A 25789-nucleotide genomic window follows, 5' to 3' on the forward strand; every position below is an offset into this window, starting at 1 on the left:
AGCGGATGGTTCATCCGCAGTTATGATCGGTTCATTACTATGCGTTACAGTTAGTATTCTGTAAGCACAAGGCGGCGGAAAGACAGGACATGTCCCTTTACTTTCCACTTTCCCCGCGCCGCCAAAACGGCAACAATGGTTTAACCGCACGGGACACGCGCTGAGCGCGTAGCGGATCTGGTGTGCTTGCAACGTCAGGACGTCGCGGCGCTTTTTGTCATTCATTGACCGGCATGGAAGTCGACACAGCCGGCTTGGGAGAACGGGGAAACATCATGCAAGTCGGTTCTATCGTCCGATCCGTGCATATCGCCGTGCCTGCGGGCGCGCGCGGAATTGTCATGCGCATTCTCGGCGACATGGCGATGGTGGCGTGGTACGCCGCCGAACCCGGCACATCGCTGCACCTGAATACGGAACCCTTTTTCCTCGAAGATCTGATCGATACAGGCGACATCGTTCGTCCCGCCGGCGCGCAGATGCATTGAGCGTGCGCTGGTCTGCATGACGCGCAGGTCGTGTGCAGCAGAATGCGCACGTCCGTGACGCGCTCGTCATCCGTGGCGGCGCGGGGCACAATGCGGGCATGAACGACGATCTCCCCATTTCGCAGGGCGGCGCCGACGGCGCGGTGCCCTTTGCCCGGCTCACGCCGGAACGCGTGCTCGATGCGCTCGACGGCGTGCTCGACACGGTCGGCGTGCGCACGGACGGCCGCATGCTGCCGCTCAACAGCTACGAAAACCGCGTGTACCAGATCGGTGTCGAAGACGGCCCGCCGGTAGTCGCGAAGTTTTATCGTCCGGAGCGCTGGACCGACGAAGCGATTCTCGAAGAGCACGCGTTCGTCGCCGATCTCGTCGAGCGCGAAATTCCCGCTGTGCCGGCCCGTTCATTCGACGGCCGCACGCTACACGAATTCGAGGGCTTCCGCTTTTCGATTTTCGAGCGACGTGGCGGACGTGCGCCCGATCTCGACCGCAGCGATACGCTCGAATGGCTCGGGCGTTTTATCGGACGGATTCATGCGGTGGGCCGTACGCAGCGCTATACCGCGCGTCCCACACTCGACATCGATACGTTCGGCCGCGAGCCGCGCGAATATCTGCTCTCGCACGACTTCGTGCCGGATAACGCGCGCACTGCGTGGACGACCGTCGTCGATCTCGCGCTGGAAGGCGTCGAGCATGCATTCGAGCGCGCGGGCGACATACAGGCGCTGCGGATGCACGGCGACTGCCATCCGAGCAACGTGCTGTGGACCGATGCCGGTCCGCACTTCGTCGATTTCGACGACAGCCGCATGGGGCCTGCGGTGCAGGATCTCTGGCTGCTGCTGCCGGGCGATCGACACGACGCGTCGCGTGCGCTTGCCGATCTGCTCGCGGGCTATGAGGACTTCTGCGAATTCGAGCCGCGTGAGCTGCATCTGGTTGAAGCGTTGCGCACGCTGCGGCTGATTCACTATTCGGCGTGGCTCGCGCGTCGCTGGAACGACCCGGCGTTTCCCGCTGCGTTTCCGTGGTTCAACACGCAGCGTTACTGGGAAGACCGCATTCTTGAATTGCGCGAGCAGATCGGTGCGATGCAGGAAGGTCCGCTGTGGCCGGTATAGTCGACTAAAGAAAAAACGCTACACGCTGCAGGTCGCGCCGCCGCTCGCGGCAATTTCGCGGGCTGCTTTCGCGCCTTCCACTTGCAGCAGCGTCGGCAGCGACACGCCGTTCTTCGCGGCCGTCACTTCCGCGAGAATCGACACTGCGATTTCCGGCGGCGTGCGGCTGCCGATGTAAATGCCGACCGGCCCATGCAGCCGCGCGAGTTCGGCATCGTTCAGATCGAATTCCTTCAGACGTTCACGCCGTGCCGCGTTATTGCGCCGGGAACCGAGCGCGCCGACGTAGAACGCGGGTGTCTTCAACGCTTCCATCAGTGCAAGATCGTCGAGCTTCGGATCGTGCGTCAGCGCGATGACCGCGCAACGTTCGTCGAGCTTCATGTCGAGGACTGTATCGTCGGGCATCGTGCGGACGATCTTCGTGCCGGGCACGTCCCACTCGTCGGTGTATTCCTCGCGCGGATCGCAGACGGTCACGTGATAGTCGAGTCCCACCGCGATATGGCACAGGTAGCGCGACAGCTGACCGGCGCCGATTACGAGCATCCGGTAGCGCGGACCGTGAATGGTCAGCAGACGTTCGCCGTCGAAGTCGACGCCGTCGGTTGCACAGGCTGCTTCGAGGCGTGCCGTGCCGGTCGCCATGTCGACCGTGCGCGCGACGAGTTGACCTTCTTCCACCGCGCTGCACAGTTCGCCGATGCCGCTCGCGTGCGTTAGCGGTTCGAGCACGAGCTGGATCGTGCCGCCGCACGGCAGTCCGAAACGATGCGCTTCTTCGGCGGTGATGCCGTACTTCACCGCTTCGGGCACGCTCTGCTGAATGCCGAGACGGCGCACACGGTCGATCAGATCGTCTTCGATGCAGCCGCCCGAGACCGAGCCCACCACAAGGCCATCGTCGCGCACCGCGAGCATCGCGCCTTCGGGGCGCGGCGACGAGCCCCACGTCTTGACCACGGTTACGAGTAGCGCGCGGTGTCCTTCGTCGATCCAGCGTGCACTGGATTTCAGGACTTCGAGATCCACGCTGTCCATGATTTCTTCCTTTCCGGTTGAGCGGCTTCCGGCTGTCCATCGGCAGAAGATGGATCGGCGGGTTCCTGCGATTGTGCCGCAGCCTGCGCGTTCGCGTCGTCGACGGGTTCAGCTGAAGCGCCACTCACCTGTTCGCCGAACCGCTTGAAGAACTCGCCCGCGATCTTGCGCGCGGCACCGTCGACGAGCCGCGAGCCGATCTGCGCGAGCTTGCCGCCGACCTGTGCGCTCGCCGTGTACGACAGCTTCGTCACTTCATCGCCTTCGGGTTCGAGCGTCACGTGTGCGTTGCCGGTGCCGAAGCCCGCCGTGCCGCCCTGCCCTTCGAAGACGATCGTGTAGGTGCGCGGCGCGTCGATGTCGGTGAGCCGCATGCGGCCTTTGAAGCGTGCCTTCACCGGCCCGACCGACGCACTCATCGACAGCGCGAACACGTTCTCGCCGTCCGCTTCGATGCTGTCGCAGCCGGGGATCGACGCGCGCAGGATCGCGGTGTCGTTCAGCGCTTCCCATGCACGCTGCTGCGAGATCGGCAGCGTGTAGCTTTCGGTCAGTTCCATGATGTTGCTCCTTCGGAAGACGGTGTTCTTGCGACCGTGCGAGTCGTGCGAGGCGCACGCGCGAGCGGCGCGAGGTCGCGGCCGAATGCGGCGAGGCTCTCCAGATTATGGACCGGCCAGTGCACGTCGACGTGCGGCAGCATCGCCTGAACGCCGCGCGCTTTCGGTGCGAAGCCGCTATAGCGCAGCAGCGGATTGAGCCACACGATGCGATGCGCGAAGCGTCGCAGACGGGCCATTTCGGCGTCGAGCACATCGGTCGCTTCGTGATCGAGGCCGTCGGTGACGAGCAGCACGGTTGCGCGTCCGGTCAGCACGCGACGTGCCCAGCGTCGGTTGAATTCGGCGAGCGCGGCGCCGATCCGCGTGCCACCCGACCAGTCCGGCACCTGATCCGCGAGCGCCGCGAGTGCGACGTCAGGATCGCGTTCGCGCAGCGCGCGCGTCGCGTTCGTCAAGCGCGTGCCGAACAGAAACACCTGCAGACGTTCGCGCGATTGCAGCAGTGCATGGCAGAAGTACAGCACCGCGCGCGAATAGCTGCTCATCGAGCCGGAGATGTCGAGCAGCAGCACGAGCGGCGGTTTGCGCTCGACAACCGCGCGATACTTCCACACCGTCCAGTCGCCGCCCGCGCGCACCGCGTGACGTGCGCTCGCGCGCAGGTCCGCATGCGTGCCGCGCGACGCGGCCTTCAGACGTCTTGTCGGTTCGGTCGCGAGCGGCACGCGTTGCCCACGAATCATGTGACGCAGCGTGCGCCATTCGTCGGCGGTGAGCGTGTCGAAGTCGCGATGCCGCAGACGCTCTTCCGCGCTGAACGTCACGTGCGCGTGCAGTTCGTGCTGCGCGGTCTCGACCGGCGGTCGTGCATCGCGCGATGCGGGCGGACGCACGGCGAGCGCGTCGGCGAGACGGTTGTTGCGCTTCGGCGGCGGCAGGCCGTTGCGAACCTTCGGCAGCAGCAACGCGCGCAGCTTGCCTTCCCAGTCGGGGTCGCGCCAGAACAGCGTGAAGGCCGTGTCGAACAGATCGCGTTCATCGGGGGCTGATACGAGCGTTGCTGCGAGTGCTGCACGCACGTCGTCGCGTCGCGCGAGATCGACCCATTGCAGTGCGGCGAGTGCGTCGACGGATTGCGCGGGCGACATCGGTAACCCCGCGCCGCGCAGCACGCGCACGAAGTGCACGACGTTGCGCGCGAGCGTGTCGGGCTGCGATGCGCTGACGGAAGACGAGGGCACTCGCGTCATCGCATTCACCCCGCAGCCGCGAGACACTGCGCGATCTGCTGCGCGTCGACGCGCGCGAGGTCGTCCTGATACTTGAGCAGCACGCCGAGCGTGTCCTGCACCGACTGCGGATCGAGTTCCGTCACCGACAGCGCTTCGAGCGCGCGACACCAGTCGATCGTCTCAGCGATACCCGGTGCCTTGAACAGATCCATCCCGCGCAGCCGATGCACGAAATCGACCGCGCGACGCTGCAGTTCCGCCGACGTCTGCGGCGCGCGCGCGGCGACGATCGCCAGCTCGCGATCGCGTTCCGGATAACCGATCCATTGATACAGACAGCGCCGTTTCAACGCGTCGTGAACCTCACGCGTGCGATTCGACGTCATCACGACGACGGGCGGTTGCACCGCACGCACGGTGCCGTACTCGGGAATCGACACCTGGAAATCCGACAGCAGTTCGAGCAGGAACGCTTCGAACGGTTCGTCCGCGCGATCGATCTCGTCGATCAGCAGCACGCGGCGTGCGCCCGGATGCTGTTCGTCCGGCATCAACGCCTGCAGCAGCGGACGCTTCAGCAGGAATTCGCTGCGATACAGCGTGTCGTTCGCGGGACGTTCGCCCGATGCTTCGGCGAGCCGCAGCGCCATGATCTGTCGCGGGTAGTCCCACTCGTACAGCGCGCTCGCGGTGTCGAGACCTTCGTAGCATTGCAGCCGCAGCATCGACGTGCCGAGCATGCCCGCGGTCGCCTTCGCGAGTTCGGTCTTGCCGACGCCGGGCTCGCCTTCGACGAACAGCGGCCGCTCCATGCGCAGCGCGAGGAACAGGCCGGTCGCGAGTTCGCGGCTCGCAAAGTAGCCTTGCGCAGCGAGTTGCGCGGCGGTGTCGTCGATTGAAGCGGGCTGCATGATTCTCCTGATGCGGATGGACGCAGCCTGTCGCGCAGGCTGCGTCGTCGTGCGACGTTGCTAACCGTTCGCCCGTGTGACCGCACGCGCGGCTAGCACTGGGATCAGATGCGCGCGATAAGCGGCGTCCGCGTGCATATCGGTGTTCAGGTCGGTCGCGGCGATCGTCACGCCGCGCGCTGCCTGCGGCGTGAAGTTCGCGGTAAGCGCCGCTTCGAGGGCCTGCGCGCGAAACACCGACGATGCCGCGCCCGTCACCGCAACACGCACGCCGTTCGCAAACTTCGCGACGAACACACCGACGAGCGCGAAGTGTGAAGCCGGGTTGTTGAATTTCTCGTACGCGGCACGCTCGGGTACGGGAAATTCGACGGCGGTGAGTAGCTCGTCGGGTTGCAGCGCGGTCTCGTACATGCCGACGAAAAAGTCGTCAGCGGTAATGCGCCGTCGATCGGTGACGACCGTTGCGCCGAGCGCGAGCACGGCCGACGGATAGCACGCGGCCGGATCGTTGTTCGCAAGCGAACCGCCGATCGTGCCGAGCGCGCGCACCTGGCGATCGCCAATGTGTGCGGCGAGCGCAGCAAGTCCCGGCAGCACGCGACGCACATCCGCGTGATCCGCGACGTCCGCATGACAGACGGCCGCGCCGATCGTCACGCTCTTCGCGTCGACGCGAATCTCCTTCAGCGCGGCGATACGTGTGACGTCGATCAGCTTCGACGGCTGCGCGAGACGCAGCCGCATTGTCGGCAGCAGGCTTTGTCCGCCGGCCAGAAATTTCGCGTCGCTGTCCGCTGCGACGGCGGCGACTGCGGCCTTCGCATCGGCCGCGCGTTGATAGTCGAATGAGTACATGTCGGTTCCCTTCGCTGGACGGTGGGCTTACGCGTGCTGCGCGGCTTGGATCGCGGACCATACGCGATGCGGTGTCGCCGGCATCTGCAGGTCCTTCACGCCGAGCGGCGCGAGCGCGTCGACAATCGCGTTGATGACGGCGGGCGGCGAACCGATCGCGCCTGCCTCGCCGCAGCCCTTCACGCCCAGCGGATTGTGCGTGCACGGTGTGCCCTTCGCGGTTTCCACCGTGAAGTTGGGCAGATCCGACGCACGCGGCATCGCGTAGTCCATGTACGAACCGGACAGCAACTGGCCGCTCTCGTTGTCGTACACGCAGCGCTCCAGCATCGCCTGACCGACGCCCTGGCCGATGCCTCCATGCACCTGACCTTCGACGATCATCGGGTTGATCACGTTGCCGAAATCGTCGACGGCGGTGAAGCGCTCGATGCGCGTTTCGCCGGTATCGACGTCGACCTCGACCTCGCAGATGTACGCGCCCGACGGGTACGTGAAATTCGTCGGATCGTAGAACGCGCTTTCGTCGAGTCCGGGTTCGAGCTTGTCGAGCGGATAGTTGTGCGGCACGTACGCGGCAAGCGACACGTCGGCGAAGGTCTTCGTGCGGTCCGTGCCCGCGACGCGGAACGTGCCGTCCTTGAACTCGATGTCGTCGGCGGACGCTTCGAGCAGATGCGCGGCGATCTTCTTCGCTTTCGATTCGATCTTGTCGAGCGCCTTCATGATCGCCGAGCCGCCTACCGCGATCGAACGCGACCCATACGTTCCCATGCCGAACGGAATGCGGCCGGTGTCGCCGTGCACGACTTCGACGTTATCGATCGACATGCCGAGCCGGTCCGCGACCACCTGCGCGAAGGTCGTTTCGTGCCCCTGGCCGTGACTGTGCGAACCGGTGAACACGGTGACCGAGCCGGTCGGATGCACGCGGATTTCGCCGACTTCGAACAACCCCGCACGCGCGCCGAGCGCGCCCGCGATGTTCGACGGCGCGAGTCCGCACGCTTCGATGTAGCACGAGTAGCCGAGGCCGCGACGTTTGCCTTCGCGTTCCGACGCGGCGCGTCGTGCGGCGAAGCCTTTCACGTCCGCGAGTTCGAGCGCGCGCGACAGGCACGCTTCGTAGTCGCCGGTGTCGTAGGTGAGACCCACGGGCGTCGCGTACGGAAACGAGCGGATGAAATTGCGGCGGCGCAGATCGGACGGGTCGAGCTGCAGTTCGCGCGCGGCGGTTTCGACGAGCCGTTCGACCACGTACGTCGCTTCGGGCCGGCCCGCGCCGCGATACGCATCGACGGGTACCGTGTTCGTGAAGACCGCCTTCACTTCGGCGTAGATCGCGGGCGTCGCGTACTGACCGGCGAGCAACGTCGCGTACAGGATGGTCGGCACGCTCGACGCGAACGTCGACAGGTACGCGCCCATGTTCGCGATCGTATGCACGCGCATCGCGAGGAATTTGCCGTTCGCGTCGATCGCGAGTTCGGCTTTCGTCACGTGATCGCGGCCGTGTGCGTCCGAGATGAACGCTTCCGAACGCTCGGCAGTCCACTTCACCGGACGACGGATTTTCTTCGACGCCCACGTCAACGCGACGTCTTCCGCGTACAGGAAAATCTTCGAACCGAAACCGCCGCCGACATCCGGCGCGATGATCCGCACTTTCGATTCCGGCAGCGCGAGCACGAACGCCGCCATCAACAGCCGCTCGACGTGCGGATTCTGGTTCGCGACGTAGACCGTGTAGCTGTCGTCGTGCGCCGAATAGCTCGCGTTCACCGCGCGCGGTTCGATGGCGTTCGGCACGAGGCGGTTGTTCACGATGTCGAGCGTCGTGACGTGCGCGGCTTTCGCGAACGCGGCATCGGTCGCGGCCTTGTCGCCGTGGCCCCACGTGTAGCAGGTGTTGTCGGGGACTTCGTCGTGGACCGCGGGCTGGCCCGCGTCGGCTGCGTGCGCGGTGTCGACGGACGCGGGCAGCACGTCGTAGTCGACATCGATCAGCTCGGCGGCATCCTTCGCGGCCTTCACCGAATCGGCGATCACGAGCGCGACCTGGTCGCCGACGTGGCGCGCCTTCGTATGTGCGATCACCGGATGCGGCGGCTCGTTCATTGGCTTGCCGTCGATGCTGTGGATCAGCCAGCCGCACGGCAGGCCGCCGACGTTGTCGGCCGCGAGATCGGCGCCGGTGAAGATCGCGACGACGCCCGGCGATTGCTTCGCGGCGGTAGTGTCGACATGGCGGATGCGCGCGTGCGCATGCGGCGATCTGACGAAGATCGCGTAGGTCTGTTGCGGCAGGACGATGTCGTCGGTGTACTGACCGTTGCCGGTGAGGAAGCGGTAGTCTTCCTTGCGCTTGACGGAAGCGCCGATGACGCGGGTGGAGTCGGGTGCGTTCATGGCAGGCTCCTCACGCTGCGGCGCGGGCTGTCTGGCCCGCTGCCGGTGTGTCCGCCTGCATGCCCGCAGCACCTTCGAGCACGGCCTTCACGATGTTGTGATACCCCGTACAGCGACACAGATTGCCGTCGAGCTGCGCGCGCACATCCGCCTCGGTGAGTCCGGGTTGAGACGCGACGAGCGCAGTCGCGCTCATCACCATGCCTGGCGTACAGAAGCCGCACTGCAACCCGTGGCACGCGCGGAACGCGGCCTGCATCGGATGCAGTTCGCCGTCTTTCGACAACCCTTCGATCGTCGTGATCGACGCGCCTTCGGCCTGCACGGCGAGGATGTTGCACGACTTGATCGCACGGCCTTCCAGATGCACGGTACACGCGCCGCACTGCGCGGTGTCGCAGCCGATGTGCGTGCCGGTCAACCGCAACTGTTCACGCAGGAACTGGACAAGCAGGGTGTGAGGTTCGATCTGGGCGGTCACGGGCGTGCCGTTTACCGTCAGACTGATGCTGATCGCCATGGGGTGTCTCCTGTCGACCCGAGTTAGCGCTTTAGCGCTTACTCGGGTCCCATGTCGGAGTTAGCGCTTTAGCGCCTTACTCCGGGGTTGGGGGATGAGAGACCGGCTCGGGCCCATTACTGACTACCTGCCGCCTGACTGCTGAAGGGTCCGGTTCGGTTGGTGCTTTGTTATGGTGTAAGAAAGTAAAGCACAAATCCCGTAGTGCTGCCATTGGGGCGGGGCGTAAGCCGCCCGCCAATGCGCTGCGGAGAACAGCCGAAAAAAAACCGCAGGCCAGAAGGTCTGCGGTTGCGATGCTGCAGTGCGCGAAGTCGAATCAGCGCGTCAGTGCTGTACGTGCGCGAGCTTCGAATGACGTCGCGAGTAGCCGAAATAAATCACCATGCCGATCACGAGCCATACGACGAAAGCGATCCACGTGACCCGTTGCAGGTTGATCATCAGGAACAGGCACGATGCGACCGCGAGCACCGGCACGACCGGCACGCCCGGGCAGCGGAACGCACGCGGCAGATCCGGATGCGTCTTGCGCAGGATCAGTACCGCGATCGACACCATCGAAAACGCGGCGAGCGTGCCGATGTTGATCAGCTCGGCGAGCACGTTGAGCGGCACCAGCGCACCGATCAGGCCAAAGAAAATCCCGACGAGCCACGTCGTGAAGAACGGCGTCGCGAAACGCGGATGCACGCGCGACAGCGCGGCGGGCAGCAGCCCGTCACGCGACATCGCGAAGATCACGCGCGTCTGGCCGTACGCCATCACGAGAATCACGGTGAGCATGCCGAGCACGGCGCCGAGATCGATGAAGCCAGCGACCCACGGTTGCCCCGCCACTTGCAACGCGTAAGACACCGGGTGCGAGATGTTCGCGAACTGCGCATACGGGACGATGCCGGTGACGACTGCCGCGACCGCGACGTACAGCACCGCGCACACGCCGAGCGAAGCGATGATGCCGACCGGCAGATCGCGTTTCGGGTTCTTCACTTCCTCGGCGGCGGACGACACCGCATCGAAACCGATGAACGCGAAGAACATCACCGCCGCCGCGCCGAACACGCCGTTCCAGCCGTTCGGCATGAACGGATGCCAGTTCGCCGGCGCGACGTGGAACACGCCGACCGCGATCACGAGCAGCACGACCACGACCTTGATCGCGACCATCAGGTTGTTCACGCGGGTCGATTCGCGCACGCCGACCGACAGCAGCGCGGTGATCGCCATCATCACGAGGAAGGCGGGCAGGTTGAACAGCGTATGGATGCCGGGCACCGCGCCGGGCGCGGCCGTCAGCGCGTCCGGCAGCGAGACGCCGAAGCCATGCAGCAGCGACTGCAGATAACCCGACCAGCCGACCGACACCGCTGAGGTTGCGAGCCCGTACTCAAGCATCAGATCCCAGCCGATGATCCACGCGGCCAGCTCACCGAGCGTCGCATACGAATACGTGTAGATCGAGCCGGCGACGGGAATCGTCGAAGCGAATTCCGCGTACGCGAGCGCCGCGAAGCCGCATGCGACAGCCGCAATCAGGAACGACAGCATCAGCGCCGGCCCGGCCTGCACGGCGCCCGTGCCGGTCAGCACGAAGATGCCGGTGCCGATGATCGCGCCGACGCCGAGGAAAGTCAGATCGAGTGCGCCGAGCGCTTTCTTGAGCCCGGCGCTCTGGGCGCCGGCGAGCATCTGCTCGACGTTCTTCTTGCGGAAGAGGGACATGGAGGGGTCTCCTGAAAGCACGCGCATGGGCGGGCCGTATGGCGGAAAACCCTCGATTCTAGCGGATGTGGGGTAGGGCTCCGAGCGGAGCGCACAGGGTATGCGGCGTGGGTGAGCGGTGCGGGGCGGCGTATCAGGCCGCCATCACCGGATTCAGATCGACGAGCCGGTTGCTCATCACGTAGAACGTCAGTTCCGCGTTGTTGTTGAGCCGCATCTTTTCGAGCAGCCGCGTGCGGTACACGCTGACCGTCTTCACCGACAGCGACAACGCGTTCGCGATGTCCGTCAGACGTTGACCGGATGCAAGCATGCACAGCGTTTGATATTCGCGGTCGGAGAGTTTTTCGTGCGGCAGCTGTTCGCCGTCGAACGACACGTAGTCGGCGAGCGCTTCGGCCATCTCCGGGCTCACGTACTTGCGGCCCGCGGCGACCTGCTGGATTGCGCCGATCAGCTGCGCGGCGTCGATCGTCTTCGACAGATAGCCGGCCGCGCCGGCCTTCAGCGCGCGGACCGCGTACTGATCCTCGCGATACATCGAGAACATCAGCACAGGCACGCGGGGCGCCTTGCGCTTCACGCGCTTGAGCACTTCGACGCCGTTCATGTCCGGCAGCGAGATGTCGAGCAGGATCACGTCGTAGACCTGCTTCGCGGCAAGCGCGAGCGCTTCGGCGCCGGTCTGCGCCTCGACGACCTCGCATGCGACACCGCGATCGATCAGCAGATGGCTGACGCCCTGGCGGACGACCGCGTGATCGTCGATGAGCAGGATACGCAGGCTCATGAGCGGCCGCCTGTTCGTGCGTTCACACCGGTGCCGGTGCGGTAGGTGACGGGCTGCGGTGCATCGGCGAGCAGTTGGTCCCATGCGAAGCGTGCGCGGACCGTGGTGCCTGACGTCTTGACGTCGTCTTCGTGTGCGGTCGCGAGATTCGTGACCCGCAGCGTGCCGTCGAATGCTTCGCAGCGCGAGCGCATGCCGGCCACGCCATAGTGACCCTGCGCTTCGCTGCGGCGACGGCGCGAGCCGCGCGCGATACCGATGCCGTCGTCGGCGATGGTGAGCGTCAGGTGGCGACGGCTCGTCGCGATGCGTACGTCTGCGCACGATGCGCGCGCGTGACGGGCAGTGTTGGTTAGCGCTTCCTGCGCGACGCGGAAGATCGCGAGCGTGCCGTCGGCGGACAGACGTGTGAGGCGGACGTCGGCCGCGCAGACGAAGCTCGTGCGCAGGCGGGTGCGGGCGGCGAAGTCGTCGGTCCATTGCGCGAGCGCGGCGACGATGCCGGCTTCGAGAGACGGTGCGTGCCGTTCCGTGACGGCGTCGCGAGCGGCTGCACACGCGGCGTCGAGCGAACGGTTCGCGACGGCCAGTGCGGCCTTGCATTGGGGCGGAGCGTCGGCGGGCAGCCAGGTATCGATACCGGCGAGCGCGAAGCGAGCGGCGGTCAGTTCGGCACCGACGCTGTCGTGCAGCTCGCGGGCAAGCTGGCGACGCGCGGTTTCATGTGCGGCGGCGAGTTCGGCGGCGAGCGCACGGACGCGCTCGCGCAGTCTCGCGATCTCGGAATCGCCGGCAGAAATCGGGTTGCCCATGGCGATCGGCACGACCATCGACGTGTCCATCTCTCTCCCTCGTCAGGAAGCGGATTGGGTGACGAACTGCGTGCGCGTCGATCGCGCGAGGACAAAACAACGCATGCGAACCTCGAGCCTCCAGATGCATCCACGGCGGCACTGCCGCGCCGGATAATCACTACGTTTCAGCGTAACGAATTTTACATTCGGTAACAAATCGGATCTAACCCTGGTGAGGGTTAGAGCGACTGTTCACTGCGCCGCGATGATATCTTAAATAAAACAAAAATGTAGATACACCAAGGGTTAGCGAGGAATTTTAAAGTTCTTTCAGATGGCTGTCACAGACCGGTGCGTCAGAAAAACGCTGACGGCAAAGGTTAAATTGTGGACGTCGAATTGTAACGTCGACGGTGCGAGGCCGGACCGGCTCGCGGCATGGCGACGCGCCAATAAAAAACCGGAGCACGAGGCTCCGGTTCGGGTACTGCGCAGGCCGCTGCGAGTGTCGCTCAGCCGACGAATGCTTTCTCGACGACGTAGTGGCCCGGCTCGTTGTTGCTGCCTTCCTTGAAGCCGAGGCTGTCGAGCAGTTCGCGCGTGTCGCGCAGCATGTGCGGGCTGCCGCAGAGCATCACGCGATCGTTCTCGATCGAGAACGGCGGCACCTGCAGATCTTCGAACAGCTTTTGCGTATCGATCAGCTCGGTGATCCGGCCGCGATTCTGGAAGGTTTCGCGCGTGACCGTGGGGTAATACACGAGCTTCTCGCGGACCGCTTCGCCGAGGTACTCGTGGTTATGCAGGTCTTCGGTGATGTATTCCTTGTACGCGAGCTCGTCGACGAAGCGGCACGTGTGCGTGAGCACCACCTTGTCGTAGCGGTCGTACACCTCGGGATCCTTGATGATCGACATGAACGGCGCGAGGCCCGTGCCAGTCGACAGCAGCCACAGCGTTTTGCCGGGCAGCAGGTTGTCGGCCATCAGCGTGCCCACCGGCTTCTTGCCGATCAGCACCTGGTCGCCGACCTTCAGATGCTGAAGGCGCGACGTGAGCGGGCCGTCCTGCACCTTGATGCTCAGGAACTCGAGGTGTTCCTCGTAGTTCGCGCTGGCCATGCTGTATGCGCGGATCAGCGGCTTGCCTTCCACTTCCAGCCCGACCATCGTGAACTGGCCGTTTTCGAAGCGCAGGCTCGGATCGCGCGTGCAGGTGAAGCTGAAAAGCGTGTCCGTCCAGTGATGGACGCTCAGAACGGTTTGTTGAGTCAGGTTGCTCATGGCGCTTGATGGATGCGAAAAAGAAGGCGGCCGTCGGTTCCGGCCTGACAGCGATATGGCGCACACCGATGGGAACGATGCGCAATCCGCTATTCTACCGCGCCCGACGTTCGTTGCCTGTCAGCTGCTAGCAGCCTGTGGGTTCCGGTGCGGGCGCAGGCTGGCTGCGTCTGGCTGCCGTCCGCCGCGCTGCGCACATGATGTGCGCGCCAGCTGGGCCTCGTGCAATCGGCCTGCAGGATGCCGGATGGACATCAACGGGCTTTGCCGGGACGGCAAAACAGCCCTGCGATGATACCGAAACCGGTCGTGCGACGCAGCATTGACCCTGCTGACGGAGCGGTAAAGGCTTGAATCGCTTGGAGAAAAGCGCGCTATAACAGACGCGGCGGCTAGCGTTCGGCGGCGAGCTTCGCACCCAGGCCGACGAGCACCGCGCCGCAGACACCGTCGATCGGCCGACGCAGCCGGCGATAGCCGCGCTGCGTGCGCTCGGTCGCGAACATCAGCGCGACGCCGCCGTACCAGCCCGCCGACATCGTGCCGATCATCGCCAGCACGACGCCGTAGAACCACAGCGGCGGATTCGTGGGGAACATCGTCGCGAACACGCTGGTCCAGAACGCGCACGATTTCGGATTCGTGAGGCACGTGAGCAGACCCGAGCGCCATGCGCGGAAATACGCGCCGGGCGTTGCATCGGGCGGTGGCGCGTCGACGACCGGCACCGCCTCGCCGCGCCGCGTGCTCGCGCGCAGCAGCTTGATGCCGAAGTAGATCAGATAGAGCGCGCCCGCGATGCGGATGCCGTTGTACAGCCAGTCGATCTTCTGCAGTACCGCAGCGAGTCCGAGCATCGCAAGCGACGCCCAGATCGTCGACGCGGTGCCGACGCCGAGCGCGGATGCGGTGCCGAGGCCGCGACGTCCGGCGAGCGACAGCTGGGTGATCATGAAAAAGTTGGGACCGGGGCTGATCGCGGCGACGAGGTAGACGACGGCGATCTGCAGCAGGATCGGAAGATAGGGATGGTGCATGGCGGTTCGCGGTGCGTTGAAGCGCGGCGGGTCGTAAGCGGCGGAATCGCGATCTTACTCGCGCGTGGCGTGGACGTCATGCATGGCTGCATTTGCCGATCGCGTGATGTCAGGGGCACCGGGCACACACGTGCTCTGCTCAACCCAACGCGGCAAATCAAAGAGCCATGCGCCTGGGCGATACGTCTCGGCGTCCGCCGTTGCGCAACGAAGCCAGCTACCCCGCTGCCACCGTCTTGCGCCCCCGTTGCTTCAACACCCGCGCCTGCAACACGATCACGACCAGCAGGAAAACCCCGCGTATCACCGACTGCCAGTACGCCGACAGACTCACGAACCCCAGCCCGTTCTCGAAGTTCAGCAGGTTGAACACGAGCCCGAGCAACAGCACACCCGCGATCGTCATCGCGATGGACCCTTCGCCGCCGGTGAGCAGCGTACCGCCAAGCACCACCGCCGAAATCGCGAACAGCTCCCAGCCGACGCCTTCGTTCGGCTGTCCCGCGCCGAACTGCGCGGCGAGAATCACGCCGGCGAGTCCTGCGAGCAACCCGCTGACCGCGTAAGCAACCACCAGCGTGCGGTCCACGTTCAGGCCCATCAATCGCGCGGCTTCCTCGCTGCCGCCGATCGCGAGCGAATGCCGTCCGAAGCGCGTGCTGCGCAGCGCGAGCCAGCCGAGCACGGCAGCGGCGAGCGCGACGAGTCCGGGGATCGGCAGGCCGAACAGATCGCCCTGACCGAAGGCGCCGAAGTTCGTATCGCTGGAGATCGACACCGCGTCGTTCTTGCCGAGCAGCAGCGCGACGCCGTGTGCGCCGAGGCTCGTCGCGAGCGTCGTGATGAACGGCAGGATTTTCAGTCGCGTGATCACGACGCCGTTCAGCACGCCGACCGCCGCGCCTGCCGCCGCGCCCGCGAGCACCGCGACCCAGCCGCCCAGCGGGCTCGCCAGCGCGGCGACGACGCTCGACAGCGCCGCGACCGTGCCGACCGACAGATCGATGCCGCCGGTGATGATCACGAACGCCATGCCGATCGAGATCAGCGCGAACATCGAGTTGTAGCGCCAGAAAGACGTGATGTTGTACGCCGACGCGAAGTGGTCGTAACGCACGACGCCGAGCAGCACGAGGGCTGCAAGCGCGATCAGGATGGGCAGGTTCTTTTTCATCGGACGAGGTTCCGGAGCATCGAGGAGCGCCGCATCAGCGCGCGCGCCGTTGCACGTAGACGGCCGCGATAATGATCGCCGCCTTGACGACCAGCGCCGCCGCATCGGGGATGCCGTGCGCGAGCAGCGTGTAGCGCAGCAACTGGATGATCAGCGCGCCGATCAGCGTGCCGCCGATATACGCCTTGCCGCCCGTCAGCGCTGTGCCGCCGACGGCCACCGCAGCGATCGCGTCGAGTTCGATACCGAGCCCGACGACGTTCGCATCGGACGACGAATTCACCGAGATCGAGATCAGTCCCGCGAGACCCGACAGCGCTGCGCAGATCGTGTACGCGATCAGCTTCGTGCGCGCGGTCGGAATGCCGCACAGGTACGCGGCTTTCTCGTTGCCGCCGGTGACGAGCAGGTACTGGCCGAACAGCGTCTTGCGCACGATCCACGCGAACAGCGCGACGAGCGCGAACATCAGCAGCACCTGGAACGGTATGCCGGCGACCTTGCCGAGCGCGATCCACTGGAAGGCGGGATTGTTGAACGCCTGCAGGCTGCCGTCGGTGACGACCTGCGCGATGCCGCGTCCGGCGATGAACAGCACCAGCGTCGCGACGATCGGCTGCACGGCGAGCCGCGTGACGAGCAGTCCGTTGAACACGCCGCACAGCGCAGCGGCGAGCACCGGCAGCACGAACGCGAGCGCGATGCCGAGCGCGCCGTCGACATGCATGAAGAGCATCGGCGCAAGCGCGCCGGCAATCGCCATCGATGCGCCTACCGACAGATCGATGCCGCCCGTCGCGACCACCAGCGTCATACCGATGCCGACGATCACGATCGTGACCACCTGCGTCAGGTTCACGTTGAAGGTCTGCAGCGACCAGAAGTGCTGCGTGAACAGCAGATTGAACACGAGCATCGCGAGCAGCACGACGATCTCGCGCTGGATCGCGACACGCCGACGCTTTTTCACCGTCGTCGCCGGTGCGGGCGCGGGCGCGGGCGCGGCGGTGGTCAACGGCGCGGCTTCATTGCGCAACGAATCATGAGCCATGCCGGTTGCCCTCCTTCTGTGCGACCTGCGCCGTCGTGTCGACGGCGACCGCTGCTTCCGCGAGCGCCGAGTGGCCGTCGCTGCCCCACGCGATCGCATCCATGATCGCGGTTTCGCTCATTGCCGCGCCGTCGAGTTGCGCGACCGTGCGGCCGTCGCGGATCACGACCGCGCGATCGGCTACCGCAGTCAGCTCTTCGAGTTCCGATGCCGATAGCAGCACCGCGAGTCCTGCGTCGCGCAGTTCGCGCACGATCTTCGCGACGTCGGCTTTCGCGCCGACGTCGATGCCGCGTGTCGGTTCGTCGAGCAGCAGCAGCGTCGGCTCTGCGGCGAGCCAGCGCGCGAGCAGTACCTTCTGCTGGTTGCCGCCTGAGAGTTCGCGGATCGGTTGATCGGGGCTGCGCAGTTTGATGCCGAGCGACGCGACGAAGCGCTCGACGATCGCCTGCTGCTGTTTTCTGTCGACGATGCCGTGTTGCGCGAGCGTGCGCAGACACACGAGCGTGAGGTTGTCGCGCACCGACAGCTCGGGCACGATGCCGTCGCCCTTGCGGTCTTCGGTGAGGTACGCGAGGCCGCGCGCGATCGCATCCTGCGGCGATTTCAGCGCGACCGTCTTGCCGTCGATCGACACGCTGCCGCGCTCGAGCGGATCGGCGCCGAACATCAGACGCATCGTCTCCGTGCGCCCCGAGCCGAGCAGCCCTGCGAGGCCAACGGCTTCGCCGCGATGCACGGCGAGCGACACGTCGTTGACGAGCGGTCGCGAACCGATGCCCTGCACGGCGATCGCCTGCTTGCCGCGTTGCGCGAGATGCGTGTCGCGCGCGGTGGTATCGTCGTCGACGACCGCCGCGAGCGTGCGGCCGAGCATCGTCGTGACGAGCTGACGCTTGTCCATGTCGGCCATCGTGCTCTGAGCGACGGTCTGGCCGTCGCGCATCACCGTGACGCGATCGCACAGCGCATACAGTTCGTCGAGCCGGTGCGATACGAAGATCACTGCGCGGCCGTCGTCGCGCAGCTTGCGCACGACGGAAAACAGCAGCTCCACTTCGCGCTCATCGAGCGATGACGTCGACTCGTCCATGATGACCATCTTCGCGTCGGCCGACACGGCGCGCGCGAGCGCGACCATCTGCTGGATTGCAGTCGAATAGCTGCCTGCGGGTTTCTTTACGTCGATCTGCAAGCCGAATGATTCGAGCAGCGCGGCCGCGCGCTGCTGCACCGTGCGCCAGTCGATCAACCCGAAGCGGCGCGGCTCGCGGCCCAGAAAAATGTTTTCCGCGACGGAGCGGAACGGCACCAGATTGATCTCCTGATAGATCGTGCTGATGCCGGCTTCGCGCGCTTCCTTCGGGGTGCGGAAATCGATCTCGCGACCCTCGAAACGCACGCTGCCGCCGGCGCGCCGGTAGGCGCCCGTCAGGATCTTGATCATCGTGGATTTGCCGGCGCCGTTCTGGCCGATCAGCGCGTGCACTTCGCCTGCGGCGACGCTGAGTTGCGCGCTGTGCAGCGCGGGGACGCCGCCGAAGCTGATCTGGATGTCCTGCATGTCCAGCAACGGCGCGGGCGCCGTGTCTCGGGACTGCGGCGTCTGACTGACGGATGCCGTCACGAAGCCCTCCGGATGCAATCGATTCGTGCGGCCGTGCCGCTGGTTGATGTTACGCCGGGTACGCCGGACAAAGCGAAGCGGCGACCCGCGAGACGCCGTGCGCAACGCGGGTGCGCCGCTTCGAACCTTCCCGTCAGCGGAGTTCCTGGGCTCCACTTACGCACTGCCCGGGCGGCGTCTTCCGGCGCCGCCCGCCATCACTACTCTTTAACGCTCAGTGGCCGCTCAGTAGCCGTACTGCATGTTCTGCTGCACGTTGCTCTTGTCGTAGAAGCGGTCCGACACCTTGACCCACGTCGGAATCTTCTCGCCCTTCGCATAGCGTTGCGCGACGTCACACGCGAGCGGGCCGAAGAACGGACTCGACTGCACGCTCGCGCCCAGTTCGCCGGCCGCGATTGCATCCATGCCGCCCTTCGTGCCGTCGATCGTCACGATCTGGATGTCCTTGCCCGGCTGCTTGCCGGCGGCCTTGATCGCGGCGATCGCGCCGAGCGCCATTTCGTCGTTGTGCGCGTACACGGCGGTCACGTCCGGATGCGCCTGCAGCAGCGTCTCCATGACCTGACGTCCCTTGTCGCGTGCGAAGTCGCCGCTTTGCGACGCGATGATCGACATGCCCGGGTTCTTCGCGATCACTTCGTCGAAGCCCTTCTTGCGATCGTTCGCGGCGGAGGCGCCGGTCGTGCCTTCGAGTTCGATGATCTTCGCCTTGCCGCCCGTCGCCTTGACGAGCCAGTCGGCGGCGCGGTGGCCTTGATCGATGAAGTCCGAACCGATGAACGTGATGTAGTCGCGGCCCGCTTTCGCAACCGACTGATCGACGTCGCGGTCGACGAGAATCACCGGAATGCCGGCCTTCTTCGCCTGCAGCACGATCGGTGCGAGCGGCTTTTCTTCGCGCGGCGGGAAGACCAGCAGATCGACGTGCTGCGCGATCATGCTCTGGATGTCGGAGACCTGTTTCGCGTTCGAGCTGTTCGCGTCGGTCAACACGAGCTGCCAGCCGCACTTCGCGGCGACGTCCTTGAAGCTCTTCGTTTCGGCGAGCCGCCACGGGTTGTTGCTTTCGGTCTGTGCGAAGCCGACCTTCAGCGGCGTCTTGTTGGGCAGCTTGGGCAGCCCGTCGTCGGCGTGTGCTGCGACCGCGCCGAGACCGAATGTCAATGCGAATGTCAGAACCTGAAGCGACGCGGCCAGCGGACGAACCCGCGGCCGGCGCGATTGCCGATTGTGCGACGCCATGTCTTCCTCCAGTACCTGGTGGTGGATTGCTTATGCTTTTTTCGTGACCCTGTCGTCCCGCGAAGATCGCCGGACGTGCCGATTATTCCATCGGGAATTATTATTGGTCAATCACTAATAATATTAATTGCAGTGGTTTTTGCCTCGGTAATTACCCTCACCGACGCGCGTTCGACCAGCGGACCGTCGAGCTTCACCATCCGGTGCCGCACCGGCGCGCCGGCCGCGCGGTTGTGTTCTTCCTGCAGCAGCGTCTCGACGGCCCAGCGGCCCAGCTCGTAGTTCGGCAACACGACGGTCGACAGCGGCGGGTGCGTGTGGCGCGCGATTTCCTGGTCGTCGTAGCCGAGCACCGACACGTCTTCCGGCACGCGATGGCCGAGCTGCTTCAGCGCTTCGATCGCGCCGAGCGCCATCAGGTCGTTCGCGCAGAAGATCGCGGTGGGCGGATTCGCCTCGCGCATCAGCGACAGCGTGTGCTCGAAGCCGGCACCCGAACTCCAGTCGCCGTCGCGCACGAGTTCCTGTGCGAACGGCAGGTCGGCGGTGGCGAGCGCGGTGCGATAGCCCTTCAGGCGATCCTTCGCGGCGTCCTGCCACGGTTCGCCGTTGACGTAGCCGATCCGCCGATGACCCGAGCGCAGCAGATACTCGGTCGCCAGATGGCCGCCCGCGACCTCGGCCGGCACCACCGACGACTGGCCGCCGTCGCTCGTGTAGCAGTTCAGCAGCACGGTCGGCACGCGCAGCAGCGCGGCCGGCAACGTGACCTTGCGGGTGTAGACGGTGGCGTAGATCACGCCGAATACGTTCGGGCTCGACAGCGCGGCATCGAGCACCTGCTGCTCGATGTCCGCGTTGCCGTGCGTCGAGTAGACCGCGAGCATCTTGCCGCTCGCGTAGGCCGCATCGCGTGCGCCGTCGACGTTCACGACCGGATGCGGGCTGGTCGAGATTTCGTCGGCGAGATAGACGATCAGGTTGCGCTCGTCCTTCGACGGCGCGACCGCTTCGCGCGCCGACAACCGGTAGCCGAGGTCGTGCGCGGCCTTCAGCACCTTGTTGCGGGTGGCTTCGGAAAACTTCGCGCCCGTCGCGTTGTTCAGCACCAGCGAAACGGTGGATTGCGACACGCCGGTGAGCTTGGCGATATCGGTCATCGTGGGGCGGCGTTGCGTCGATTTCTTCATGGGCAGGCCGCATCGCGCGGCAGGAACGGAACACGCCGGAAGGTCCGGCTGCCGGGGCTCCGGCTGGTCTCGACGGTACCACTAATAATATCCGCGCAGCAACGCGCGCAAACCCGTTTGGGCAGGCCTCCGCGAAATCCGCGGGCACCGCTTCGCGATAAATTTATTACTAATAATATTGACCGACAAGCCTTGCTCGTGCGATTCTCGGTCGCGCCGGGCCGTCCTGGCTCTCTCACTGCCGTTCGCTACGACCATGCACGATCTTTCCCCGAGTTCACTGCCGTCCGATCTGTCTTCTGAGCGCCTCGACGCTGTGCCGTTCGTGGCCATGCCGGCCGCGCCTGCGGGTCTGACGTTGATCGAGCTGAGGAGCGGCGACACGAGGGTGACGGTCGCGCCGCAGATCGGCGGTGCGATCGCGGCGTACTGCGACGTAGCCGATTCCGCTAACGGCGAGCCGCTGCACTGGTTCCGTCCCGCGACGCAGGCTGCGCTTGCAGAACGCGATCCGCTGAAGATGGGCAGCTTCCCGCTGTTTCCGTATTGCAACCGCATTCGCGATGCGCGCTTTGTCTTCGAAGGCCACACGATCGATTTGTCCGGCGACGGCAACCGTTTCGCGCACGCACTGCACGGTCACGCGTGGCGACGCGAATGGCGCGTCGGCGAGCGCACGGCGAATGCCGTCGAACTGCATTTCGATCACGAGCCCGATGCGCATCTTCCCGGTGACTGGCCGTTTCGCTACGTCGCGCAGCAGCGGATCGAACTGATCGGCAACGCGCTGCACGTGACGATGCGTGCGCGCAATCTGTCGGATCGCGCGATGCCGTTCGGCATGGGACATCACCCGTACCATCCGCGCACGCCGCATACGCAGGTGCATGCGCAGGTGCGCGCGATGTGGCACGCGGACGGCGACGTGCTGCCGACGCATCTCGGCGCGCATCCGTCCGTCGATGCATTGAGCTGCGGCATGTCCGCCGATGCATTCGAGCTCGACAACAACTTCGCGGGCTGGTCGCGCGAGGCGACCGTGACGTGGACCGACGAGCGGCGCAGCGTGACGCTGCGCGCTGAAGCGCCGTTTAACCATCTGGTGGTGTTCGCGCCGGCCAACGATCCGCAACTGTGCGTCGAGCCGGTGACCAACACGACCGACTGCTTCAACGCCGGCATCGCGCCGGATCGTACCGGCGGGCAGGTGCTGGCGCCGGATGAAGAGGTGGTCGCGCGACTCGTGTGGACGCCGCAGCGGTTCTGAAATCCTCGTAGCCTTGTTCAGCCGACCTGCAACCGAGGCATAGGTAGTCGCGGCTCGCGTGGACGCCGCAGCAGGGCGAGACGCAGCGTCGTTCAGCCGACCTGCAACCGCGCCATATACGGAAGATGATCCGACAGCCACGCGGTTTCCTGCGTCGGCTGGATCCATTCGATCGGCTTCATGTCGCGCACGAACATCTTGTCGAGCGCGAGCGCCGGCGAAAAAGCGGGGAACGTGCGCGCCGGTTCGCCGAGCAGCGTCGCGACCTCGTGCAGCCCATGCTCGCCGAAGAGCGGCACCGAATCGTTACGCCAGTCGTTGAAGTCGCCGGCCAGCACGAGCGGACCGCTCGGCGCTTCTTTCGCGATCCAGTGCGCGATCCAGTTCATCTGCCGCAGCCGCGCCGAGCGCGTGAGCGCGAGATGCGCGCACAGCAGCGTCACCGAGTGACCCGCGAACGTCGCGCGCGCCACCAGCAGACCGCGCCGTTCGAAGCGATGCGCGGAGATGTCCCAACGTCCGCCGAGATCCAGCGGATGCGGCGACAGGATCGCATTGCCGTGCCGCCATGAAGGCTTGAAGACATTCGGCCCGAGCGCGATTTCGAGTTCGAGCGCGCGGGCGATTTCGGTCGCCTGGCAATGCCAGACGTCGTCGGCGGGGTCGCCGAGCGGCGCGCCGAAATTGCTCGACAACACCGGCGCCGGCATCCGCCGCGCCATCGCTTCCTGCAGGAAATATGCGTCGGCATGCGTCGACTGCACCCAGCGCTGCATCGCTTGCCAGGCCTGAAAGCCGAGCGGCGTGCGACCCTTGTGCAGGTTCCAGCTGACCGCGATGAAGTCTTTCGACTGCACGTCGGTGTGAATCAGTTCCTCGGGGTTTCGCATGCCGCGTCGTCCCTATTTTTTGTCGATGTCATGGGTTGGTCGCGAGGCTCGCACGCACCCGGTACACGAGCGTCGGATTCTGGTCGACGATCTTCCATGTGGTCCATTCGCCCGGCTTCAGTTGCAGCCCGGGATGACTCGCGCTGACAAGCCGCGGTTGCGGTGGCAGCTTGCAGCCCTGGGCGGTTTGCGGCGTGTCGTTTTCCTCGAGTGTTTCCTGTGCGTCGATCGCGAGCGTCACGGTGTTCGCGTCGGCCTGCGTCGGCGAAATGGTCAGCGTGCGCGACAGGTCGATGCTGCCCGCCGGTTGATCCTTGCAGCCGACGTTGCGCTGCACGACGTGATGATGCGTGTCCGTGCGCGCCTGGCCGACGGTCGTCGTGCCGTCGAAGGTGTCGATCTGCTGGCCATCGCGCATCACCTGCAACTGCCATTGCACGACAGGCTGTACCGAACGCGTGTCCTGCGCGTGCGCGAGCAGCGAGGTGCCGAGCAGCACGGCGACGAGACTGGTTTTCCACATGAGAACGATCTCCGGCGCAGCGTGCGGCGGTGGAATGGAACAGCCGCCCATCTTACGCCTGCTGACGATAACGGTTTCTGACACCCGATCGCCGGCCGGGTTCAGCAACACTACATTTCACTTGGTGACGGCAATCGGTTCATTCAAGGTCTTGCGCGTCTGTGCGGGGCGTTCCGGACAGGTCCGACGAAAGATGATTGATGTGTTAGCAGCAGACGTGCCGCGCTGCTCGCTTGCGTCGTATTCGCGCGTCGCTACACTGGATTGAAGCGGTGCGAGAAAACACAGAAGCGCCGCATCGACGGTTTCAGTCCGACGGGGTGTGCGATGACGACAGCCATGGTCAAGCAGGAAATCGCGGTGGCGTCGTTCAGCAAGGTCTACGAACTCGACAGGGTCGAGTCCGCGCTGAACGAACTCGGCGATGGGGCGAACGACGCGCTGCGAACGACGTACGAGAAGATGCTGAAAATCGGCAATCTGCGCTTCTGCGTGAAGCCGAACCGGATGCCGTCGATCGACGATCTGATTGACGTGCTGCCGAACTTCGAAGCGCCGCTCGACGATGTCCGCAAGCAGGTCGCGCTGTGCATCGAAACCGACGACCGTCTCGAGCTGATGCCGATCCTGCTGCTCGGCGATCCCGGCATCGGCAAGACGCACTTTGCGAAGCATCTCGCGAGGCTGCTCGGCACCGCGTATCACTACGTCGCGATGAGTTCGCTGACCGCGGGCTGGATTCTGTCCGGCGCGTCGTCGCAATGGAAGAACGCGAAGCCCGGCAAGGTGTTCGACGCGCTCGTGCACGGCAGCTACGCGAACCCGGTCATCGCAGTCGACGAGATCGACAAGGCCACCGGCGATTCGCAATACGATCCGCTCGGCGCGCTGTACGCGCTGCTCGAACACGACACCGCGCAGACTTTCATCGACGAGTTCGCCGAAGTGCCGATCAACGCCGGCCACGTGATCTGGATCGCCACCGCGAACGACGAGCGCTCGATTCCCGAGCCGATCCTGAACCGGATGAACGTCTACGAGATTGCGCCACCCGATCGCGAGGGCGCGCGTCGGATTGCGCAGTCGATCTACGACGAGATCCGTTCGGCGCACAGCTGGGGCGTTCGTTTTCCCACGCAGCTCGCCGATCGCACGCTCGATGCGCTGATGCAGGCATCGCCACGCGAAATGCGACGCGCGCTCCTGAACGGATTCGGCGCGGCGCGGATCGCGAACCACGAGGAGATGGAGCCTGACGACATTCGCCTCGACTACGGCGCACGTCGCAAGCCGATCGGGTTTTGATTCCTGAAAACGAAATGAATCGGTCGCGCGTTGTTTCGCATTTTGCAACTAAGAGTTGTAGCTAATCGGGCTGGAGAATCGATAGTAGGTGGATACACTGAGCCGTACCGAATGACGCTGCACACAACCAGCGGCATTCAGCTAAACGACTCATCAAACGACTAAAGGTGTCCACCATGAAAAAGACCTCGATTGCTGCTCTGTTGATCTCCGCTGTTGTTGCCGTGCCTGCTTTTGCGAGCGGCGTCGGTCCTGCGCCGTTCTATCGTCCGCAGGTTGAGACGAGCACGCAGACCAGCACGGTGACCCGTGCCGAGGTACGCGCCGACGTCGCACAGGCACGTGCCGCCGGTGAACTGAACGCGAATGCGAATGCACCCGCATGGCCGGTGCGGATGGCCGCGGTATCGACGAATGCGCCGAAGACCCGCAGCGAAGTGAAGGCGGAAGTCGCACAAGCCCGCGCGAACGGCGAGCTCAGCCTGAATCCGAATGCGCCTGCGTACCCGCGACAGTTCGCGACCGGTGGCTATACCGTGCCGCGCGCGCAGATCCACACGCAACTGAGCCAGGGATCGGTCGACGGCGCGAGCGTCGAAGACTGATCGACCTCGCGCCTGACGGTCAGGCGCCGATGTCATGAATGTGTCCGAAAGTGCCCGTAGTCGATCCGACTACGGGCACTTTGCTTTGAATCGGCGACGTACAATCGATGTGAACAGACATCGCGGATGACGGC

General features: G+C 65.0%; 24 protein-coding genes. 5 read left to right on the forward strand and 19 right to left on the reverse strand.

Annotated elements, in window-relative coordinates; genetic code table 11:
• Window positions 1-275 precede the first annotated feature (275 nt).
• A complete protein-coding gene (locus E1748_RS24390; protein ID WP_133650507.1) occupies window positions 276-488 on the forward strand; it encodes a hypothetical protein in 213 nt (70 codons plus the stop codon).
• A 98-nt stretch (window positions 489-586) separates the two neighbouring features.
• The gene (locus E1748_RS24395; protein ID WP_133649840.1) at window positions 587-1615 is read left to right on the forward strand and encodes a serine/threonine protein kinase; all 1029 of its coding nucleotides are present in this window, start codon (window positions 587-589) and stop codon (window positions 1613-1615) included.
• A gap of 18 nt (window positions 1616-1633) precedes the next feature.
• On the opposite strand, the gene E1748_RS24400 is transcribed toward E1748_RS24395, so the two are convergent.
• From E1748_RS24400 to E1748_RS24480, 17 genes are all read right to left on the reverse strand, one after another.
• Window positions 1634-2656, reverse strand: a complete 1023-nt coding sequence (locus tag E1748_RS24400) for an XdhC family protein (protein WP_133649841.1) — start codon at window positions 2654-2656, stop codon at window positions 1634-1636.
• Window positions 2629-3216 carry an SRPBCC family protein gene (locus E1748_RS24405; RefSeq protein WP_133649842.1) on the reverse strand — a complete coding sequence of 196 codons (588 nt, stop codon included), beginning with the start codon at window positions 3214-3216 and terminating at the stop codon, window positions 2629-2631. The genes E1748_RS24400 and E1748_RS24405 overlap by 28 nt, the downstream gene beginning before the upstream one ends.
• The gene (locus E1748_RS24410; protein ID WP_133649843.1) at window positions 3207-4469 is read right to left on the reverse strand and encodes a vWA domain-containing protein; all 1263 of its coding nucleotides are present in this window, start codon (window positions 4467-4469) and stop codon (window positions 3207-3209) included. The genes E1748_RS24405 and E1748_RS24410 overlap by 10 nt, the downstream gene beginning before the upstream one ends.
• Window positions 4470-4474: 5 nt before the next feature.
• Window positions 4475-5362 (reverse strand): AAA family ATPase, encoded by an 888-nt coding sequence (locus E1748_RS24415; protein WP_133649844.1) that lies wholly within the window; start codon window positions 5360-5362, stop codon window positions 4475-4477.
• 60 nt (window positions 5363-5422) lie between these two features.
• Window positions 5423-6220 carry an FAD binding domain-containing protein gene (locus tag E1748_RS24420; protein ID WP_133649845.1) on the reverse strand — a complete coding sequence of 266 codons (798 nt, stop codon included), beginning with the start codon at window positions 6218-6220 and terminating at the stop codon, window positions 5423-5425.
• Window positions 6221-6247: 27 nt separating this feature from the next.
• Entirely contained in the window at window positions 6248-8629 is a 2382-nt protein-coding gene (locus tag E1748_RS24425; RefSeq protein WP_133649846.1) for a xanthine dehydrogenase family protein molybdopterin-binding subunit, read from the reverse strand.
• Window positions 8630-8639: 10 nt separating this feature from the next.
• Window positions 8640-9149 (reverse strand): (2Fe-2S)-binding protein, encoded by a 510-nt coding sequence (locus E1748_RS24430; RefSeq protein WP_133649847.1) that lies wholly within the window; start codon window positions 9147-9149, stop codon window positions 8640-8642.
• Window positions 9150-9476: 327 nt separating this feature from the next.
• Entirely contained in the window at window positions 9477-10874 is a 1398-nt protein-coding gene (locus E1748_RS24435; protein WP_133649848.1) for a branched-chain amino acid transporter BcaP, read from the reverse strand.
• Window positions 10875-11007: 133 nt separating this feature from the next.
• On the reverse strand, window positions 11008-11664 hold the full coding sequence (rqpR, locus tag E1748_RS24440; RefSeq protein ID WP_133649849.1) for a response regulator transcription factor RqpR: 657 nt from the start codon (window positions 11662-11664) through the stop codon (window positions 11008-11010).
• A complete protein-coding gene (locus E1748_RS24445) occupies window positions 11661-12506 on the reverse strand; it encodes a sensor histidine kinase (RefSeq protein WP_133649850.1) in 846 nt (281 codons plus the stop codon). Before E1748_RS24445 ends, rqpR begins: the two co-directional genes overlap by 4 nt.
• A 464-nt stretch (window positions 12507-12970) precedes the next feature.
• On the reverse strand, window positions 12971-13741 hold the full coding sequence (locus E1748_RS24450) for a ferredoxin--NADP reductase (protein ID WP_133649851.1): 771 nt from the start codon (window positions 13739-13741) through the stop codon (window positions 12971-12973).
• A 392-nt stretch (window positions 13742-14133) separates the two neighbouring features.
• Window positions 14134-14778 carry a LysE family translocator gene (locus E1748_RS24455; RefSeq protein ID WP_133649852.1) on the reverse strand — a complete coding sequence of 215 codons (645 nt, stop codon included), beginning with the start codon at window positions 14776-14778 and terminating at the stop codon, window positions 14134-14136.
• A 217-nt stretch (window positions 14779-14995) separates the two neighbouring features.
• Window positions 14996-15952, reverse strand: a complete 957-nt coding sequence (locus E1748_RS24460; protein ID WP_133649853.1) for an ABC transporter permease — start codon at window positions 15950-15952, stop codon at window positions 14996-14998.
• A gap of 34 nt (window positions 15953-15986) precedes the next feature.
• On the reverse strand, window positions 15987-17003 hold the full coding sequence (locus E1748_RS24465; protein ID WP_133649854.1) for an ABC transporter permease: 1017 nt from the start codon (window positions 17001-17003) through the stop codon (window positions 15987-15989).
• On the reverse strand, window positions 16993-18567 hold the full coding sequence (locus E1748_RS24470) for a sugar ABC transporter ATP-binding protein (RefSeq protein WP_133650508.1): 1575 nt from the start codon (window positions 18565-18567) through the stop codon (window positions 16993-16995). The genes E1748_RS24465 and E1748_RS24470 overlap by 11 nt, the downstream gene beginning before the upstream one ends.
• A 288-nt stretch (window positions 18568-18855) precedes the next feature.
• Entirely contained in the window at window positions 18856-19875 is a 1020-nt protein-coding gene (locus E1748_RS24475) for an ABC transporter substrate-binding protein (protein ID WP_133649855.1), read from the reverse strand.
• Between the two features lie 107 nt (window positions 19876-19982).
• Window positions 19983-21035, reverse strand: a complete 1053-nt coding sequence (locus tag E1748_RS24480) for a LacI family DNA-binding transcriptional regulator (protein WP_133649856.1) — start codon at window positions 21033-21035, stop codon at window positions 19983-19985.
• A gap of 361 nt (window positions 21036-21396) precedes the next feature.
• Here E1748_RS24480 and E1748_RS24485 point away from each other — a divergent pair, with 361 nt between their 5' ends.
• Window positions 21397-22332, forward strand: a complete 936-nt coding sequence (locus E1748_RS24485) for an aldose 1-epimerase (protein WP_240766834.1) — start codon at window positions 21397-21399, stop codon at window positions 22330-22332.
• A gap of 92 nt (window positions 22333-22424) precedes the next feature.
• Here E1748_RS24485 and E1748_RS24490 read toward each other — a convergent pair whose 3' ends face one another.
• Complete coding sequence (locus E1748_RS24490) at window positions 22425-23222, reverse strand: endonuclease/exonuclease/phosphatase family protein (protein ID WP_133649858.1); 798 nt, start codon at window positions 23220-23222, stop codon at window positions 22425-22427.
• Window positions 23223-23250: 28 nt separating this feature from the next.
• A complete protein-coding gene (locus E1748_RS24495; RefSeq protein WP_133649859.1) occupies window positions 23251-23745 on the reverse strand; it encodes a hypothetical protein in 495 nt (164 codons plus the stop codon).
• A 327-nt stretch (window positions 23746-24072) separates the two neighbouring features.
• On the opposite strand from E1748_RS24495, the gene E1748_RS24500 reads away from it, so the two are divergent.
• Together E1748_RS24500 and E1748_RS24505 are read left to right on the forward strand one after the other, a co-directional pair.
• A complete protein-coding gene (locus tag E1748_RS24500; protein ID WP_133649860.1) occupies window positions 24073-25050 on the forward strand; it encodes an AAA family ATPase in 978 nt (325 codons plus the stop codon).
• 176 nt (window positions 25051-25226) lie between these two features.
• The gene (locus tag E1748_RS24505; protein ID WP_133649861.1) at window positions 25227-25655 is read left to right on the forward strand and encodes a DUF4148 domain-containing protein; all 429 of its coding nucleotides are present in this window, start codon (window positions 25227-25229) and stop codon (window positions 25653-25655) included.
• Window positions 25656-25789 lie beyond the last annotated feature (134 nt).

Source organism: Paraburkholderia flava, assembly GCF_004359985.1.
In the GTDB taxonomy this organism is placed as follows: Bacteria; Pseudomonadota; Gammaproteobacteria; order Burkholderiales; family Burkholderiaceae; genus Paraburkholderia; species Paraburkholderia flava.

Coding starts and splice junctions, on each gene's coding strand:
- E1748_RS24390 (WP_133650507.1), top strand. CDS start 276: ATGCAAGTCGGTTCTATCGTCCGATCCGTGCATATCGCCGTGCCTGCG.
- E1748_RS24395 (WP_133649840.1), top strand. CDS start 587: ATGAACGACGATCTCCCCATTTCGCAGGGCGGCGCCGACGGCGCGGTG.
- E1748_RS24400 (WP_133649841.1), bottom strand. CDS start 2,656: ATGGACAGCGTGGATCTCGAAGTCCTGAAATCCAGTGCACGCTGGATC.
- E1748_RS24405 (WP_133649842.1), bottom strand. CDS start 3,216: ATGGAACTGACCGAAAGCTACACGCTGCCGATCTCGCAGCAGCGTGCA.
- E1748_RS24410 (WP_133649843.1), bottom strand. CDS start 4,469: ATGACGCGAGTGCCCTCGTCTTCCGTCAGCGCATCGCAGCCCGACACG.
- E1748_RS24415 (WP_133649844.1), bottom strand. CDS start 5,362: ATGCAGCCCGCTTCAATCGACGACACCGCCGCGCAACTCGCTGCGCAA.
- E1748_RS24420 (WP_133649845.1), bottom strand. CDS start 6,220: ATGTACTCATTCGACTATCAACGCGCGGCCGATGCGAAGGCCGCAGTC.
- E1748_RS24425 (WP_133649846.1), bottom strand. CDS start 8,629: ATGAACGCACCCGACTCCACCCGCGTCATCGGCGCTTCCGTCAAGCGC.
- E1748_RS24430 (WP_133649847.1), bottom strand. CDS start 9,149: ATGGCGATCAGCATCAGTCTGACGGTAAACGGCACGCCCGTGACCGCC.
- E1748_RS24435 (WP_133649848.1), bottom strand. CDS start 10,874: ATGTCCCTCTTCCGCAAGAAGAACGTCGAGCAGATGCTCGCCGGCGCC.
- rqpR (WP_133649849.1), bottom strand. CDS start 11,664: ATGAGCCTGCGTATCCTGCTCATCGACGATCACGCGGTCGTCCGCCAG.
- E1748_RS24445 (WP_133649850.1), bottom strand. CDS start 12,506: ATGGACACGTCGATGGTCGTGCCGATCGCCATGGGCAACCCGATTTCT.
- E1748_RS24450 (WP_133649851.1), bottom strand. CDS start 13,741: ATGAGCAACCTGACTCAACAAACCGTTCTGAGCGTCCATCACTGGACG.
- E1748_RS24455 (WP_133649852.1), bottom strand. CDS start 14,778: ATGCACCATCCCTATCTTCCGATCCTGCTGCAGATCGCCGTCGTCTAC.
- E1748_RS24460 (WP_133649853.1), bottom strand. CDS start 15,952: ATGAAAAAGAACCTGCCCATCCTGATCGCGCTTGCAGCCCTCGTGCTG.
- E1748_RS24465 (WP_133649854.1), bottom strand. CDS start 17,003: ATGGCTCATGATTCGTTGCGCAATGAAGCCGCGCCGTTGACCACCGCC.
- E1748_RS24470 (WP_133650508.1), bottom strand. CDS start 18,567: ATGCAGGACATCCAGATCAGCTTCGGCGGCGTCCCCGCGCTGCACAGC.
- E1748_RS24475 (WP_133649855.1), bottom strand. CDS start 19,875: ATGGCGTCGCACAATCGGCAATCGCGCCGGCCGCGGGTTCGTCCGCTG.
- E1748_RS24480 (WP_133649856.1), bottom strand. CDS start 21,035: ATGACCGATATCGCCAAGCTCACCGGCGTGTCGCAATCCACCGTTTCG.
- E1748_RS24485 (WP_240766834.1), top strand. CDS start 21,397: ATGCCGGCCGCGCCTGCGGGTCTGACGTTGATCGAGCTGAGGAGCGGC.
- E1748_RS24490 (WP_133649858.1), bottom strand. CDS start 23,222: ATGCGAAACCCCGAGGAACTGATTCACACCGACGTGCAGTCGAAAGAC.
- E1748_RS24495 (WP_133649859.1), bottom strand. CDS start 23,745: ATGTGGAAAACCAGTCTCGTCGCCGTGCTGCTCGGCACCTCGCTGCTC.
- E1748_RS24500 (WP_133649860.1), top strand. CDS start 24,073: ATGACGACAGCCATGGTCAAGCAGGAAATCGCGGTGGCGTCGTTCAGC.
- E1748_RS24505 (WP_133649861.1), top strand. CDS start 25,227: ATGAAAAAGACCTCGATTGCTGCTCTGTTGATCTCCGCTGTTGTTGCC.